The organism is Chitinophaga sp. H8, assembly GCF_040567655.1.
Taxonomy (GTDB): Bacteria; Bacteroidota; Bacteroidia; order Chitinophagales; family Chitinophagaceae; genus Chitinophaga; species Chitinophaga defluvii.
Window position 1 is genome coordinate 1106915 of sequence record NZ_JBEXAC010000002.1, and the last position, 17139, is coordinate 1124053.

At 44.2% G+C, this 17139-nt stretch carries 13 protein-coding genes; 10 read left to right on the forward strand and 3 right to left on the reverse strand.

From position 1 onward, the window contains the following. Position 1: 1 nt before the first annotated feature. The 7 genes from kdpF (at position 2) to ABR189_RS18415 (ending at position 8549) form a co-directional block, all read left to right on the forward strand. Positions 2-79, forward strand: coding sequence for a K(+)-transporting ATPase subunit F (gene kdpF, locus ABR189_RS18385; protein ID WP_354663601.1), 78 nt, complete (start codon positions 2-4; stop codon positions 77-79). Positions 80-161: 82 nt separating this feature from the next. Further along, complete coding sequence (gene kdpA, locus ABR189_RS18390) at positions 162-1877, forward strand: potassium-transporting ATPase subunit KdpA (protein WP_354661930.1); 1716 nt, start codon at positions 162-164, stop codon at positions 1875-1877. Positions 1878-1901: 24 nt separating this feature from the next. Continuing rightward, complete coding sequence (gene kdpB / locus ABR189_RS18395; protein ID WP_354661931.1) at positions 1902-3950, forward strand: potassium-transporting ATPase subunit KdpB; 2049 nt, start codon at positions 1902-1904, stop codon at positions 3948-3950. A gap of 36 nt (positions 3951-3986) precedes the next feature. Continuing rightward, positions 3987-4550 (forward strand): K(+)-transporting ATPase subunit C, encoded by a 564-nt coding sequence (locus tag ABR189_RS18400; RefSeq protein ID WP_354661932.1) that lies wholly within the window; start codon positions 3987-3989, stop codon positions 4548-4550. 35 nt (positions 4551-4585) lie between these two features. Continuing rightward, positions 4586-5659 carry a porin gene (locus ABR189_RS18405; RefSeq protein ID WP_354661933.1) on the forward strand — a complete coding sequence of 358 codons (1074 nt, stop codon included), beginning with the start codon at positions 4586-4588 and terminating at the stop codon, positions 5657-5659. A gap of 62 nt (positions 5660-5721) precedes the next feature. Beyond that, positions 5722-6846 carry a sensor protein KdpD gene (locus ABR189_RS18410; RefSeq protein ID WP_354661934.1) on the forward strand — a complete coding sequence of 375 codons (1125 nt, stop codon included), beginning with the start codon at positions 5722-5724 and terminating at the stop codon, positions 6844-6846. Continuing rightward, positions 6843-8549 carry a sensor histidine kinase gene (locus tag ABR189_RS18415; protein WP_354661935.1) on the forward strand — a complete coding sequence of 569 codons (1707 nt, stop codon included), beginning with the start codon at positions 6843-6845 and terminating at the stop codon, positions 8547-8549. The genes ABR189_RS18410 and ABR189_RS18415 overlap by 4 nt, the downstream gene beginning before the upstream one ends. Here the strand turns inward: ABR189_RS18415 and ABR189_RS18420 are convergent. Continuing rightward, the gene (locus ABR189_RS18420; RefSeq protein WP_354661936.1) at positions 8546-11479 is read right to left on the reverse strand and encodes a PAS domain S-box protein; all 2934 of its coding nucleotides are present in this window, start codon (positions 11477-11479) and stop codon (positions 8546-8548) included. The two genes, ABR189_RS18415 and ABR189_RS18420, sit on opposite strands and share 4 nt — an antisense overlap. A gap of 182 nt (positions 11480-11661) precedes the next feature. Between ABR189_RS18420 and ABR189_RS18425 the strand changes: the two genes are divergently transcribed. Continuing rightward, positions 11662-12366, forward strand: coding sequence for an outer membrane beta-barrel protein (locus ABR189_RS18425; protein WP_354661937.1), 705 nt, complete (start codon positions 11662-11664; stop codon positions 12364-12366). Positions 12367-12456: 90 nt separating this feature from the next. Here ABR189_RS18425 and ABR189_RS18430 read toward each other — a convergent pair whose 3' ends face one another. Continuing rightward, on the reverse strand, positions 12457-13236 hold the full coding sequence (locus tag ABR189_RS18430; RefSeq protein ID WP_354661938.1) for an enoyl-CoA hydratase-related protein: 780 nt from the start codon (positions 13234-13236) through the stop codon (positions 12457-12459). 94 nt (positions 13237-13330) lie between these two features. Next, complete coding sequence (locus ABR189_RS18435) at positions 13331-15358, reverse strand: prolyl oligopeptidase family serine peptidase (protein WP_354661939.1); 2028 nt, start codon at positions 15356-15358, stop codon at positions 13331-13333. 185 nt (positions 15359-15543) lie between these two features. On the opposite strand from ABR189_RS18435, the gene hflX reads away from it, so the two are divergent. Both hflX and ABR189_RS18445 read left to right on the forward strand, forming a co-directional pair. Beyond that, the gene (hflX, locus tag ABR189_RS18440) at positions 15544-16734 is read left to right on the forward strand and encodes a GTPase HflX (protein WP_354661940.1); all 1191 of its coding nucleotides are present in this window, start codon (positions 15544-15546) and stop codon (positions 16732-16734) included. Positions 16735-16765: 31 nt separating this feature from the next. Next, positions 16766-17107, forward strand: coding sequence for a Rieske (2Fe-2S) protein (locus tag ABR189_RS18445; protein WP_354661941.1), 342 nt, complete (start codon positions 16766-16768; stop codon positions 17105-17107). Positions 17108-17139 lie beyond the last annotated feature (32 nt).

Genomic DNA, 17139 nt, shown 5'->3' on the forward strand with positions numbered 1-17139 from the left:
AATGATTGCACTCTTTATCTTATCCATTTTGGTTTTTATATACATGGTATATGTATTACTGAAACCTGAAAAGTTTTAATACAGTTGCTGCTTCATCGCAGCAATTGTAAACTGGCAGGCACACCGGTGCCTCACTCAAAAGGCTCTTTAACTATTTAGCAATGACAACAGAAATTTTAGGTGTAATACTCACCTATTTACTAACACTACTACTGGCCTGGCCTTTGGGAAAATACATCGCCAAAGTATTCAAAGGAGAAAAAACATGGTCAGATTTTATGGCACCACTGGAACGGTTGTTTTACAGAATATCCGGGATAAATCCATTGGAGGAAATGAACTGGAAGCAGCATCTGAAAGCATTGCTCACCATCAATATGGTATGGTTTGTATATGCATTTGTGATGTTACTGATTCAGGATAAGCTGCCTTTGAACCCGGATGGCAACCCGGCGCAGTCGGCCGACCTGGCGTTTAATACTACGATCAGTTTCCTTGTAAACTGTAACCTGCAGCACTATTCCGGAGAAAGTGGCGTGACCTATTTTACCCAATTATTTGTGATTACCTTTTTACAGTTTGTAAGTGCTGCCACCGGCATTGCCGCATTAGTAGTATTATTTAAAGCATTAAAAGAAAAGACGACCACCAGGTTGGGCAACTTCTGGGATATTTTCGTGAAAACAAATACCCGTTTGTTATTGCCATTATGTGTAGTCATTGCAATTATCCTGGCGTTCAATGGCACCCCTGCCAGCTATGCCGGCAAAGACACGATTGTAACCCTGCAGGGCGATACGGTAAATGTAGCCCGTGGACCCGCAGCAGGGATGATTGCCATTAAGCATCTGGGTACTAACGGTGGTGGCTGGTTTGGTACCAACTCGGCCCATCCGCTGGAGAACCCTAATTATGTTACTTATATCACAGAGATGGTAGCACAGGTAATTATACCTATCGCTGTCATATTTGCCCTGGGTATTTTTATTAATCGCCGGAAGTTTGCCAATGTCATATTTGTTGTGATGACAGCAGGTATGTTGTTACTGTTGATTCCTACACTATATAGTGAAATAAGTGGTAATCCCGCCATTGCACATATGGGCATCGCACAGCCTACCGGTGCCATGGAAGGGAAGGAAGTCCGGTTTGGCCCGGCAGCCTCAGGATATTGGAGTACCGTAACCACTATTATTTCCACCGGGTCTGTCAACTCGATGCACGACAGTACCATGCCGCTTACAGGTATGATGCAGCTGGCGGCTATGATGATTAACTGTTTCTACGGCGGTTGTGGCGTAGGTATTCTCAATTACTTCATTTTTATCATTATCGCAGTTTTTATATCAGGATTAATGGTAGGCCGTACACCGGAATTTATGGGGCATAAGGTGGAAGCCAGGGAAGTTAAAATAGCTGCGCTGATTGCCTTGCTGCATCCCTTTATCATACTGACAGGCACTGCCTTGTCGTCCTGGGTATTAGCGCATCATCCGGATATGGACTGGGCCGTGAAGCCTTCGGCATGGCTGAATAACCCCGGGTATCATGGATTTTCAGAGATGCTGTATGAATATACTTCTTCAGCGGCCAATAACGGATCCGGATTTGAAGGGTTGGGAGATAATAATATATTCTGGAATGTAACCACGGGATTTGTATTGATCCTTGGCCGTTACCTCCCTATTATAGGACCTGTAGCGATAGCAGGGTTATTGAGTAGTAAAAAATACATTCCGGAATCAGCAGGTACATTAAAAACGGATACGGCTACTTTTGGCATGATGACCTTTGCCGTAATAGCCATCCTGGCCGCACTTTCCTTCTTCCCTTCCCTGGTATTAGGACCCGTAGCAGAATATTTTTCCATGTACTAATGCTAAAGTAAAGCGTATAACAAAATGAAACCAAGAGATAATAAATTGTTTCCGAAAGCATTGGTGACGGAGAGCTTAAAACAATCATTTATTAAGCTTCATCCCAGGCTGATGATTAAAAACCCGGTCATGTTTACCGTGGAAATTGGTACAGCAGTGATGTTGATCGTAACGCTGTATACCATGATAACAGGTGACCTATCGCAGGGCAGCAAGGGCTATAACCTGGCAGTATTTATCGTGCTGCTGCTCACGGTACTGTTCGCCAATTTTGCCGAAGCGATAGCAGAAGCGCGGGGTAAAGCACAGGCAGAAAGTTTGCGCAAAACCCGTGAAGATACCCCTGCCAAAAAAGTGGAACTGATTGGAGAAATATTTACCAATGAGATCAAGGTAGTATCTTCTGCTTCCCTCCGTAAAGGCGACATCTTTGTATGTGAAGCAGGTGATATTATTCCCGCCGATGGTGAAATTGTGGAAGGGCTTGCCAGTATTGACGAGTCTGCGATTACCGGAGAAAGTGCACCGGTGATCCGGGAGGCCGGAGGAGATAAAACCAGCGTAGTAGGAGGTACTAAAGTATTATCAGACCATATCAAAGTAAGGGTAAGTACAGAAGCCGGTGAATCATTCCTGGACAAGATGATTGCATTGGTAGAAGGAGCAAGCCGTCAGAAAACACCTAATGAAATTGCGTTAACAATTTTGCTGGCCAGCTTTACCCTGGTATTCATTATTGTGTGTGTAACGCTGAAACCATTTGCAGATTATGCACAAACACCCATTACCATCGCAGCTTTCATCTCCTTGTTTGTATGCCTCATCCCCACTACCATTGGCGGTTTATTATCCGCCATTGGTATAGCGGGAATGGACCGGGCATTGCGTGCCAATGTGATCACAAAATCAGGTAAGGCCGTAGAAACTGCCGGCGATGTGGATGTATTACTGCTGGATAAAACGGGTACTATTACTATTGGCAACCGTAAAGCCACTAATTTTTATGCTACCAATGGCATAACAAACGAAGCGTTTGTGAAGCTGTGTGCCCTCAGCTCTTTATCAGATGAAACACCGGAAGGTAAATCAATCGTTGAACTGGCCGGTAAAGAAGCCTTGAATGGATTGTCGGTACAGGGCGCCACGATGGTAAAGTTTACCGCAGAAACCAGAAGCAGCGGGATCGATTTGCCAGATGGGACACGGATCCGTAAAGGAGCTTATGATGCCATTAAGCGAATGACCGAAAAGTCGGGTCATACCTTTCCTGCTGAAACACTGGCAAAGGTAGAAACGATCTCAAAAGATGGCGGTACCCCGCTGGTAGTAGCATATAATGATAAGGTACAGGGCGTAATAGAACTACAGGATATTATCAAACCAGGTATCCAGGAACGTTTTGAACGCTTGCGTAAAATGGGTGTAAAAACAGTGATGGTAACAGGAGACAATCCGCTCACTGCCAAATACATTGCTACCAAAGCAGGAGTAGATGATTTTATTGCCGAAGCAAAACCGGAAGATAAGATGACCTATATCAGGAAGGAACAAACTTCCGGACGCCTGGTAGCGATGATGGGTGATGGTACCAATGATGCGCCGGCACTGGCGCAGGCAGACGTAGGAGTAGCTATGAATAGTGGTACCCAGGCAGCAAAGGAAGCAGGTAACATGGTAGACCTGGATAATGATCCGACCAAGCTGATTGAGATAGTGGAAATAGGCAAACAATTGCTGATGACACGAGGTACACTCACCACTTTTTCTATTGCCAATGATGTGGCTAAATATTTTGCGATTGTACCAGCCTTGTTTATTGCTTCCATTCCCACTTTACAGGGGATCAATATCATGCGCTTGCACAGTCCGGAAACAGCCATCCTGAGTGCCGTGATCTTTAATGCCATTATTATTCCCCTGCTGATACCGCTGGCATTAAAAGGTGTAGCCTATAAACCTATTGGTGCAAGTGCTTTGCTGAGAAGGAACCTGTTTATATATGGTGTAGGCGGCCTTATAGTACCTTTTATAGGCATCAAGCTGATTGATATAATTATCAGCCTGTTTATGTAAGTCAATATTGATTTGAATCATTTAATTAACAATATCATGAAAAAGTATCTTTTGCCATCTATAAAACTGACTGCACTGCTGATCGTGTTGCTGGCGGGTATTTATCCTTTGTTTATTGCTGCTGTAGCCAAAATGGCTCCCGGAAAAGGGGATGGTGTAACGGTGATGCATCATGGCAAAGTAGTAGGATTTGCCAATGTGGGGCAAAAATTTACAGAGGACAAATACTTCTGGGGCCGTCCTTCTGCGGTAGATTATAATGCCACCGGATCTGGTGGTTCCAATAAAGGTCCTTCTAACCCTGATTACCTGAAAATTGTGGAGGAAAGGATTGACACTTTTTTAGTACATAACCCTGCTATAAAACGGGAGGATATACCAGCAGAGTTGGTTACTGCTTCCGGTAGCGGGCTGGACCCACACCTCTCTCCTGCCGGGGCTTATGCACAGGTAGCCAGAGTAGCTAAAACAAGAGGTATTCCGGCAGCGCAGGTACAGCAACTGGTAGCTGCCAATACCAAAGTCCCTTTATTTGGTTTGTTCGGACCAGCTACTGTAAATGTTTTACAGCTGAATATGGCATTAGACGATTTGAAATAATAATACCAGCCTATATAAAAACATAACAAGAACAGATGAAAAGATTTTTTTTGATTGCAGGATCGATGATAACCATGCATGTATTTGCCCAGGAAAAAACGGACAGGGAGCCTGCAAAGATTACGTTTTCCGGTTACGCAGAAGCTTATTACAGCTATGATTTTAATGAACCGGCGGATCATTTAAAGCCGGGGTTCCTGTATAATTTTAACCGGCATAATGAGCTGAATGTAAACCTGGCTTATCTGAAAGGAAATTATTCTTCAGACAGGGTAAGAGGTAATATAGCTATCATGGCGGGCACCTATGCACAGTATAACATGGCAGCAGAATCTGAGTTGATGCGGCATGTGTACGAGGCCAATGTGGGCATACGTATTGGTAAAAACCTATGGGTAGATGCTGGTATTATGCCATCACATATTGGATTTGAAAGTGCAGTAGGTAAGGATTGTTATACGCTTACCCGTAGTATTATGGCAGAAAATACCCCCTATTTCGAAACCGGCGCAAAGATCACGTGGAACCCCAATGATAAGTGGACACTTTCGGCCATGTATCTGAATGGGTGGCAAAGAGTTAAAAGACCGGATGGTAATCAGACGCCGGCATTTGGCACACAGGTGGTATTTAAGCCCAGTGATAAGATCACCTTGAACTACAGCACTTTTATAGGGAATGATAAACCGGACAGCGTGCGCCGCATGCGTTACTTTAACGACCTTTATGGTACCTTTAATATAACAGATCAATTTAGTTTTATTGCTGGTATTGATTATGGGATTGAACAACAGGAAAAGGGAAAAAGCGGGATGAATCAGTGGTACAGTCCTATAATAATAGCCCGTTATGCATTTACTGATAAGTTTGCCATGGCCGGCCGGGTAGAACATTATAACGATAAGCAGGAAGTGATCATCAGCACAGGTACAAAAAACGGGTTTCAGACTACCGGTTATTCACTGAACCTGGATTTCACCCCTTATAACAATCTGATGTTCCGTATGGAAGGTAAGCTATATGACAGCCAGGATGATATATTTATGAAAGGTGCAGCATGGAAAGGCAGTAATACTGCTTTAACTACTTCTCTGGCCCTCTGGTTTTAAGCGATACTATTTCCCGGGGCTGACCTGTGGGGAAACAGGTCAGCCCTTCAGCAATCAATACCATGACAGACAAAGCACAATCGGTACAGCATTTTCTGGATCTTGCCAATCGTGATGGCAGGGGAAAGTTTAAGATCTACATAGGGATGAGTGCCGGCGTAGGCAAAACTTACCGCATGTTGCAAGAGGCACATGCGATGCTGCGGAATGGTATCAATGTTCAGATAGGATATATAGAAACCCACAACCGTGCAGAAACGCAGGCCCTGGTAGAAGGGGTGCCTTTCATTCCCCGTAAGCAGGTGTTTTACAAGGGGAAAATGTTGGAGGAAATGGATCTTTCGGCGATTCTCCTGCTGAACCCGGATTGGGTAATTGTGGATGAACTGGCCCATACCAATATACCAGGATCGAAGAATGAAAAAAGATGGCAGGATGTAACTGCCCTTTTGTACGCAGGCATTAATGTAATATCAGCTATCAATATCCAGCATATAGAGAGTATCAACCAGGAGGTGAAATCCATCACCGGAATAGAAGTAACGGAGCGGATACCTGATAGCGTATTGTTGATGGCAGATGAGGTAGTGAATATTGACCTGACCGCAGATGAGTTGATTACCCGTTTGAAGGAAGGAAAGATTTATGATAAGTCAAAAGTAGAAACTGCGCTTAAGAATTTTTTTCAGGCAGACAAGATATTGCAGTTGCGGGAGCTGGCATTGAAAGAGGTAACGACACAGGTAGAACGTAAAGTGGTAACGGAGATACCGCGCAGCCTGCAGCTGCGGCATGAAAGTTTCCTGGCTTGTATTTCCACCAATGATGAAATAGCCAGGAAGGTAATCCGTAAAACAGCCAGGCTGGCTGCCTATTATCATGCCACCTGGTATGTTTTATATGTACAAACCCCCAGTGAGAGTGTATCTAAAATTAATCTGGCCACGCAGCGTCATCTGATCAATAATCTTAAACTGGCTACGGAGCTGGGAGGAGAAGTGATACAGGCGCAGGATGTTAATGTAGCACAGGTTATTATAGATACAGCCCTGGCAAAGGAGGTAACTACTATTTGCATAGGAAAGCCGCATATTAGTCTGTTTCGCATAATTTTGAGAACGAACATCTTTAACCAGTTGTTGAAAACACTGACATCCAATGATATAGACCTCATTATTTTATCATGAGCAGGTTCAGGCTAAAGACAAAAATAACATTGGGGGTATTATTCCTCTACATCATGCTACTGATAGTAAGCGTATTGGGCTACTACTATCTCAGCAGTATAAATGAAAAAGCGAAGATTATCCTGAAGGATAATTATGAGTCCCTGGAATATTCCAAGGACATGCTGGTAGCATTGGAAGAATTGCCGGTAGCAAGAGCCGTAGCGTTGCAGCAGTTTGCCACCAATTTGCACAGGCAGGAAGAGAATGTAACAGAAAGCGGAGAGATGCAGGCCACGCTGGCCGTTCGTACCGGATTTGATAAGATCAGCAAAGATTCCGTTTACAATGCAGCAGATATTGCCGCAATAAAAAAGGGAATTTATAGGATCATGGATCTCAACATGGGGGCTATTGTTGGCAAGAATGAGCGGGTAAAGAAGACTGCAGACAATGCATTGCTGTATATTGCCATTATCAGTGGTATCTGCTTTTTACTGGGCTTCACCTTTGTGTATAATTTTCCGGGTTATATAGCCAATCCTATTCATGAGCTTACCGTGGGGATCAAAGGGATTGCTGAAAAGAAATACAGCCAACGCCTGTATTTTAAATCAGGAGATGAGTTTGGAGAACTGGCGGCTGCATTTAATACTATGGCCCAGCGGCTGGATGATTATGAGCATAGTAATCTGGCCAAGATCATGTTTGAAAAGAAACGGGCAGAAGCCGTAATTGGCAGTTTAAAAGATGCTGCCATAGGATTGGACAACAAAGACACCATTTTGTTTGCCAATGCTCCCGCCCTGCAACTGCTAAATATACCGGAAAAGGAACTGATAGGATATGCCGCCTCTGTAGCTGCAAAGCATAATGACCTGTTACGTTTTTTGGTAAGCAATCAGGAAAGTGGTCCGCTTAAGATCGTAGTAGGTGGTAAGGAGAGCTTTTTTACACGGGAAGTGGTGGATATTCACCATGAGGATGCGAGGATAGGCTATGTGATTACTTTGAAAAATATTACTTCCTTTAAGGAGCAGGATCTTGCCAAAACGCATTTCATTGCCACTATCTCCCACGAATTGAAAACGCCATTGGCAGCTTCTGATTTCAGTCTTAAATTACTGGAAGATGAACGTGTAGGGCATTTGTCGGCCGAACAAAAAGAGCTGGTAGAAAGTTTGAAGCAGGATAACCGCCGTATGATCAAAATTGTGAGTGAGTTGCTGGACCTATCCCAGGTAGAAAGTGGTAATATTCAATTACAGCCACAGCCGGTATCTCCGCAGCAGATTGTACAGTATGCCATGGATACGGTACAGAAGCAGGCCGCTCAAAGGGAAGTAAATATAAAAATGGTGATGCCGGAAACACCGGAGCTGGTATTGGCAGATGTTGAAAAAACGGCCTGGGTATTAGTAAATCTGCTGACCAACGCGATCCGCTATTCTTCTCCTAAATCTGAAATCACCCTGACAGTAAATGCTACTGAAAACAAGACCCTTTCTTTTAGTGTGCGTGATTATGGTAAAGGAATTGCACCAGCCTTCCGGGAAAAGATCTTTGAACGGTTTTTCCAGGTACCCGGCGTCAAAGGGCACAAAGGCAGCGGTTTAGGGCTGGCTATTTCCAAAGAATTTATTGAAGCACAGGGAGGTGCAATTGGGGTAAGCAGTGAAGAAGGGAAAGGGAGTACCTTTTATTTTACCCTGCCGGTGGCTTAGTTGTCTTCATAGTCATTCCTTCTTTCCCGTACAAAAACGATAGCCTCATTCAGTATTTGTACTACCTGGTGTACCCTTTCAGGAATAGTATCGGTATTGGTTTTATCATGCGCATCTATCTCCAGTTCATCAATCAGGTCTTTTGCAGGTGGCACAGGAACAAAGCTCAAACTGGAATTAAGCCGGTGGATCAGCATGAACACATTTTCCCAATCTTTCTGATTACTTGCCACCAGTAATTTATCCAGGGTATCAGGCGTTAGCAAGAGGAATTCATCCAATGTATACTTGATGTCTGCATTGTATTTCATCATCTGGTGAAGGTAGCTCAGGTCTACCAGGTTGGTATCAGCAAAGGAGGAAGGGAGCATGGCAATATTGGTAACAGGTACCTCCTCTCCCATGCTCTTAAGGATCTGGCAATATAAATGTTCTGGTATAAATGGTTTTGACGTATAGTCATTCATACCCGCCTCCAGGCATTTTTCCCGTTCGCCTTTAATAACGGATGCCGTCATGGCGATAATGGGGGTATTAATACCCATATTACGTAATACCACCGTAGTTTGGTAGCCGTCCATTTCCGGCATTTGTATATCCATGATAATGCAGTGATAGGTGCCGTTCATCACCTTCTTTACTGCTTCAATACCATTGATAGCGATATCCACTTCTGCCGCCGCACTTTGCAATGTAGCCAGCGCTACCTCCTGGTTGATAGGGTTATCTTCTACCACCAGGATCTTTTTTCCTTTCAGTACATCTTCCGGGAATATTTCCTGTTCGGTAGATTCGTTGGTATCAGGTGTAAGGAGTGTTTTATCAAAAGGGATTTCTACATAAAATGTGGAGCCATCTCCAGGTTTACTTTCTACGGTGATGAATCCCTTCAGGAGGGTAATCAGTTGTTTGGTAATAGCCAACCCTAGCCCGGTGCCGCCATACTTACGGGCGTTATCACTACGGGTTTGTGTGAAGCTGTCGAATATCATGGCTTGTTTATTCTCCGGAATGCCAATACCGGTATCTTTTACAACAAAGGAAACGCGGACATTATCATCATGTTGTATGACCAGCGTAATTGCTACATAGATAGTACCTGCTGTTGTGAACTTTACAGCATTGCCTATGAGGTTGATCAATATCTGATTGAGCCGTACAGGATCTCCAATAAGCGTGGAAGGAATACTATCATCAATATCCAGGTAAAACTTAAGCCCTTTCTCCTTTACTTTAACCTGGAAGGAAAGGGCCATTTTCTCTACCAGTTGTTTCATGTTAAAGGGAATGTGTTCCAGCGCAACACTTTCTGAGCGTAGTTTTGAGAAATCCAGGATGTCATTGATAATCGCGAGCAGGTTATTAGCAGCAGCCAGTATATTATTTACATAATGTGCCTGGGTTTGCAACATAGGTGTTTTAATTAACTGATTGCTCAGGCCAATAATGCCATTCATGGGCGTACGTATTTCGTGGCTCATGTTTGCCAGGAATATTTCCTGGGCTTTCTGTGCATCCTCTGCTGTTTGTTTAGCGTCTTTTAATACCTTTTCCTGTTTTTTCTGTTCTGTAATATCTGTGCCGATGCCACATAGCCCGGTAACATGCAGGTCATCATTCAGCAAGGGGAATTTAGTGATCAGATAATGATAAAAGGCCCCGTCTTTTTCTATCGTTTCTTCTGTTGTTACAAAGGTGCCTTGTGTAATGACCTGGGTATCTTCCAACTGATGATCCCATGCTTTGCCTTCGGGGCAGAAGCTTTCATCTGTTTTTCCAATTATCTCCTCGTTGCTGATCCCGTATATTTCTTCAAAGCTTTTATTGACCAGTATGTACCTGCCTTCTTTATTTTTTATAAATATAAAAGCCGGGGTATTGTCGATGATGGATTGCAACTGTAAGGCTACATCTTTACTTTTTTGTTCAAGATGTTGATTCGTTTCTTTCAGCTTGATCTCTTTATCAATATCCTTTACGATACATTGGAAGCCAATGAGTGTATTATTATGAAAGCGGAGAGTAGCAATTTGTTCCACCCATATTTTTTCTCCTGATTTTGTTTTGGTCTGGAATATTTCAGTAGTAGTAGGTTTATTAAAGTATTGCTGTTCGCTGTATACTTTCCTCAGATGTTCTGCAGTAGCATCTTCCAGTAAGATGGTGCAATGCTGTCCCAACAGTTCATTTCTGCTGAAGCCGGTGAGCTCTGACATTTTTTTATTGGTAAACGTAAAGAAGCCTGCCAGGTCGGTGGTAAATATGATTACCTGTACATCATCCACCATTCCGCGGAATGTATTTTCATTTTTACTGCTGCGTTTGTATAGCCATAAAAAGCTGGCAAAAACGGCCAGCATGGCAAGGATAATTCCGGTAAGGGGTTTGGTAAAAGGAGCAGCGGTATCCAGCGCATGTTGTTCCTTTCGGCCGGTGAGGAGTTGATCTTCTGCCTGCAGCATCTGGTTGGTAAGTATACGAATACTGTCCATGCCCAGTTTGCTATGGTAAATATCAAGTGATGCCGGTGATAGCGGCGCCTGTTTTTTTAGCTGAATAAGTTGGCGATGGATAGTTAACTGTGTATCGAGCTTATTCCGGAGGCTACTCAGCCGTTGTTGCTGTGCCGGGTTATCTTGTACAAGGTATTTAATGCTGCCCAGGGTTTCGTACAGGTCCCCGGTTTGAGCCAGGTTATGCTGCAGGAAATCCGCGTTGTCGGTAATGATAAATTCGTGTACCCCTGTTTCCAGGTTGGAGATGATGAGCAGGGAAGCCTGGAGGTTCCGGATTACTTCATAGCTATGGTTTTGCCAGTAGTTGCTTTCTGTTATTCTGCTGTTGGTTGTATAGGCTTTGACGGTAAACCATACCAGGATTGCCGCAGCAATCAGGAAGAATAAGAAGGGGATATACTTGATAAATCGCATTATATGAAGGCTTTCCGGATCACAGCTGGTGGTTAGTAGGGATCAATTTAGGTAATTTTTATGAGTATCGATATAATTGGGCTATTGGCAGAAAATGTTTTTTGGGAATATTTTAACCCTTTATTTTAGCTTCATTACATTAAATTTGCCTAATATTCTATTTCCTAAGCTTTTATATTTTTATGAAAAAAATACTTTTTACCCTTGGTTTTATTGCGGCTTCAATAAGTGGATTCGCGCAGAGTGGCGGATCTACAGTGAATAAGGCGATAAATTCTGCGAGTCATTCGAGGGACTTTTTAATGATACAATACTCGTATGATGCCTGGGCCGGAGCACCGGATAGTATCAAAACCGGCTTTAACCGGGGGTTTAATATAGCACTGATGTACGATTTTCCTATTAAGCAATCGCATTTCAGTCTGGCAGCGGGTTTAGGAATCAGTACCAGCGGGGTTTTTCTGAAAGATCACCGGATAGATATGTCAAAGGCAGCAGGTACTTCCGAAAAGATAAATTTTATAAAAGACGGTTATTACAGCAAGTTTAAAGTAGCCACTACTTACCTGGAAATACCTATTGAGTTCCGGTACCGTGAGGTGGCAGATAATGCCAATAAAGGTTTTAAGGCCTCTTTGGGAGTAAAGGCAGGATTACTGGCCAATGCACATACGAAGGGGAAAAATAGTGTAGGCGGAGAGAAAAACCTGGATAAGGTACAGAACAAGCGGTTTTTTAACAGCTGGCGTTTTGCGGCTACAGCCAGAGTGGGTTATGGTAATTTCTCCCTGTTTGGTAGTTATAACCTCAGCCCAATATTTAAAGAAAACACCGGTCAGGGGGATATCAGACCTTACTCTATCGGTATCTGTTTGAGTGGGCTGTAAGAAGGATATGAAAGTTTGATAATGTATTTTAGCTTATATGGAAAGCGGGCTGTTATTGGCAGCCCGCTTTTTTATTGATATTGTTGCCGGTTATTCCCCTTTAAATACGGGTTTTCTTTTTTCGAGAAAAGCTTTTATTCCTTCTGCATTATCGTGGGAGTTGCCCGCTATTTCCTGGCAGTAGGCCTCATATTCCAGGGCAGCATCCAGGTTGTCTGTCATCCCTTTGGTGAGCATTTTTTTCATCAGCGCAATGGCTTTTGTAGGCGCATTGGCATAAAATGCCGCCTCTGTCTGTACTGCTGTATCCAGTTCAGCCGCAGGCACTACCTTATTGATCAGCCCCATTTGCAGGGCTTCCGTAGCGGTGAGTTTAGTGGCTTTGGTAGCCAGTTCAAAAGCGCGGTGGTAGCCTATGGTGCGGGGTAAGAAGTAGGAAGAACCGGAGTCCAGTACGAGCGCAATATTTACAAATATTTCTATCATGGTAGCAGCTTCGCTGGCGATAATAACATCGCAGGCCAGCGCCAGAGAACAACCGGCACCTGCCGCTACCCCGTTGAGTTTACAGATAACAGGTTTGGGCATATTGCGAATGGCCCTGATAATAGGATTATAACGTTTATGGAGAGAATCGCTGAGATTACGCTGACCTGCTTCCGCAGCAGCCTTTAAATCCTGTCCGCTGCTGAATGCCTTGCCTGCCCCAGTGAGTACAACTGCCCTTACCTCTTTATCCTTTTCTACCTGTTTGAGGGCATTCTGCAGTTCATAGCTCAGTGGATCATTAAAAGCATTATACACTTCCGGCCGGTTGAGGGTGATGGTAGCTACCCCATCCTGGATTTCCAATAAAAGGGATTGAAACATAACGCAGATGATTGGTGAATAAGAGTTTTTGAGATGGTGAACCCGGTACTCCTGGTATTTGCCAGTGGTCCGGGTTCACCCGTTGCCAGTTATTTTAAAGGGTTTCTTTAAGCCAGTTAAAGAACTCCCGCTGCCATACTTGTGCATTCTGTGCTTTCAGTACCCAGTGGTTTTCTTCCGGAAAGTAGAGCAGTTTGCTTTTGATCCCTTTCAGCTGTGCCAGCTGGAAGGCCTGTAGGCCTTGTTCTATTCCTACCCGGAAATCGATTCCTCCCTGTATGATCAGGATAGGGGTGTTCCATTTGGCCACCAGTTCGCTGGGATTAAATTGTTTATATGCATTGGCATTAGCCGGATCCCAGTATGCCCCAATATCCCAGTTGGCAAACCACAGTTCTTCGGTAGTACCATACCAGCTTTTCAGATCAAAGAGTCCATCGTGTGCAATAAAGGTTTTAAAGCGGTTTTCATGCACACCAGCCAGCATATATACAGAGTATCCGCCATAGCTGGCGCCTACTGCACCCAGCCGGCTTTTATCCACATAGTTTTCTTTGCTTACATCGTCTATTGCACTCAGATAGTCACGGATAGGCTGTCCTCCCCAGTCTTTACTGATAGCTGCATTCCACTCTACTCCATGACCCGGCATACCGCGGCGGTTAGGAGCTACTACAATATATCCCTGTGAAGCCATCAGCTGGAAATTCCAGCGATAGGAATAGAATTGTGACAGGGCAGATTGTGGGCCCCCCTGGCAATACAGCAGGGTAGGATATTTTTTATTGGGATCAAAGTCTGGTGGAAAGATCACCCAGGTAAGCATATCCTTGCCATCCGTAGTTTTCACCCATCGTTTTTCCACTTTGCACATGCCTATTTTATCGTAGGTGGCTTTGTTGACAGTGGTAAGTTCCTGCAGGTTGCCTTTGGGCAGATTTATGGTAAACAGTTCTGCCGCATGGTTCATATCCGTACGGGTTACCACCAGGGTATTGCCTGCCTGCGCTACGATACCGGTAATATCAAAATCACCGTTCGTAATCTGGCGTATGTGCTTGGCCGTAGTTTGTAATGGATCTTTTTGCAGGGTTATTTCCAGCAGTTGTTCCGTTCCTTTGATGACAGCCAGGAAGAATATTCTTTTACCGTCATTACTCCAGCTGATAGCTGAGGCTGTGCCATCCCAGCCCTTGGTGATATTGGTTTTTGCGCCGGTAGCCAGGTTGAGTATAACAACATCGTTTTTATCGGCTTCAAAACCATCCCTGGCCATACTCAGCCAGGCCAGGTATTTGCCATCGGCGCTGAAGGCAGGCGCTACATCATAACCCATCATGCCTTCAGAAAGGTTGCGGGTAGTACGGGAAGAGAGATCGTACTCATAGATATCCGTGTTGGTACTGAGGGCATACTCCTTGCCGTATTTTTTTTTGCTTACGTAGATGATGCGCTTGCCATCCGGGCTCCAGATCATATCTTCTGCACCACCAAACGGCATTTGGGGACTATCAAAGGCTTCGCCTTCCATAATATCCACCGGCGTGCCTACTTGTCCGTTATCATAAGTGGCATAAAATACATGCTGAAAATTACCATCTTCCCAGGTATCCCAGTGGCGGTAATTGAGGTTGTCGTAGATCTGCACATTGGATTTTGGCAGATCGGGATAAAAATCAGCGCCAGCTACTTTTTTGATCTTTACTTCTTTTGAGAAGAGGATATATTTCCCATCAGGTGAGCGGCGGATATTTTGCAAACCACCTTCCACATTGGTTTTTTGTACTGCCCCGGAGCCATCTTCGTTCATTTCCCACCATTGCTGTTTATAGGAATAGCCGATTTTTTTTCCTGGCAATACCGCTACATCCCCTTCTGCGCCAGGCGCCTGGGTAATCTGGCGGGCGGTACCGCCGGACAATGGGATCGCAAAAAGGTTTTTTTCGCTTTTGTTATCTGCAATATTGTATTGGGATACGCCGTAAATCACAGTTTTGCCATCTGCTGTTACCGCTTCACCGCTTACTCTTCCCAGCTGCCATAGCAGCTCCGGAGTCATTTTGTCCTGGGCCGTTGCCATAGTTGTTATCAATAATCCTGTCAGTAAAAAAGGTTTAAACATGCGTGATAAGTTGTTTTGGATGGCTAAATGTAGGAAAAATGGGCGACAGTGCCCGCTATGGGAGCAATGGCAGGAAGGCAATATGGAAGGCTGCAGGGTAGTTGCAGGCCCGGCTGCCACAGACAAAAGGCTTTGCACCCCAGACCGGTAATAATTCACTAATTTTGCTGAAATTTTAACGCACATTGATCGAGAAAAAACAAGTAATTCAAAAAGAAGAGCGGGCGGTAATAGTGGGGGTGGTTACCCAATCACAAACAGAAAGGCAGGTGCAGGAATATCTGGATGAATTGGTATTTCTGGCAGAAACAGCAGGCGCTGAAACTATAAAACGGTTTACCCAAAAGCTTACACACCCCGACAGGGCCACCTTTGTAGGAAAAGGAAAGCTGGAAGAAATCAAGCAGTTTATTACAGGCAGAAACATAACACTGGTTATTTTTGATGACGAGCTGACAGGGTCGCAGATTGCTAATATTGAGAAAATACTGAATGTAAAGGTGATTGACCGGAGCGACCTGATCCTGGATATTTTTGCCCGCAGGGCCCGTACCGCACAAGCCAAGGTACAGGTAGAACTGGCACAGTATCAATATATCCTGCCCAGGCTGAAAGGGATGTGGAGTCACCTGGAACGCCAGGGAGGAGGTATTGGTAGCAGGGGACCGGGGGAAACGGAAATAGAAACAGACCGCCGTATTATCAAAGACAAGATTTCCCTGTTGCGCAAGCGTTTACTGGAAATTGACAAACAAGCCCTTACCCAGCGTAAAGACCGGGGAGAATACATCCGCGTGGCACTGGTAGGTTATACCAACGTAGGTAAGAGTACCATTATGAACCTGCTAAGCAAAAGCGAGGTATTTGCAGAAAACAAGCTGTTTGCCACACTGGACACTACTACCCGGAAAGTAGTATTTGATCAGACCCCTTTCCTGCTGAGTGATACCGTAGGGTTTATACGTAAACTGCCCCACCACCTGGTAGAGAGTTTTAAATCTACCTTGGATGAGGTACGGGAAAGTGATATTCTGCTACATGTAGTGGATATTTCCCATCCACAGTATGAAGATCAGGTAGAGGTAGTAAACCGCACTTTACAGGAGTTGAAATCCCAGGAAAAGCCTACTATCCTTATTTTTAACAAGATGGACCTGTATGAGGAACAAACCTTTGACAAATGGCTGGAAGAGGATGTGAAACAGGATATGTTGCGTCAGTTGAAGCAGGACTGGGATCAGCGTACGCATGGTAACAGTGTGTTTATCTCTGCATTGGAAAAGAAGAATGTGGAAGAGTTACGCAGCACCATTATGGACAAGGTGGTAGAATTGTATAAAAAAAAATATCCGTATAAGACGGAGTTTTTCTATTGATTTGAGCACCTGTACAGTAATCAGATAAGTAATGGCGAAACAATATACCTGGCATAAGATCACAGATGAGGAGCTGATTCGTGAACATGAAATCAATGTACTGGAAGTAAGCAATAAGAAGATTTGTTTTACCCGTTACCAGGGGCAGGTATACGCCTTTGCCCATAAATGCCCGCATGCAGGAGGAATGATGGCGGATGGTGTGATAGATGCTTCCGGTAATGTGGTATGCCCGTTGCACCGGTATAAGTTCAGTGTAAAGAACGGTTATAACTGTAGTGGGGAAGGGTATTATCTTAAAACTTATCCTACAGAGCAGCGGGAAGATGGTATGTATATTGGTCTGGAAAAAACAGGGATCTTTGGCTGGTAGGCAGTTATTTTTACGTTAACAGTAACTGTTCC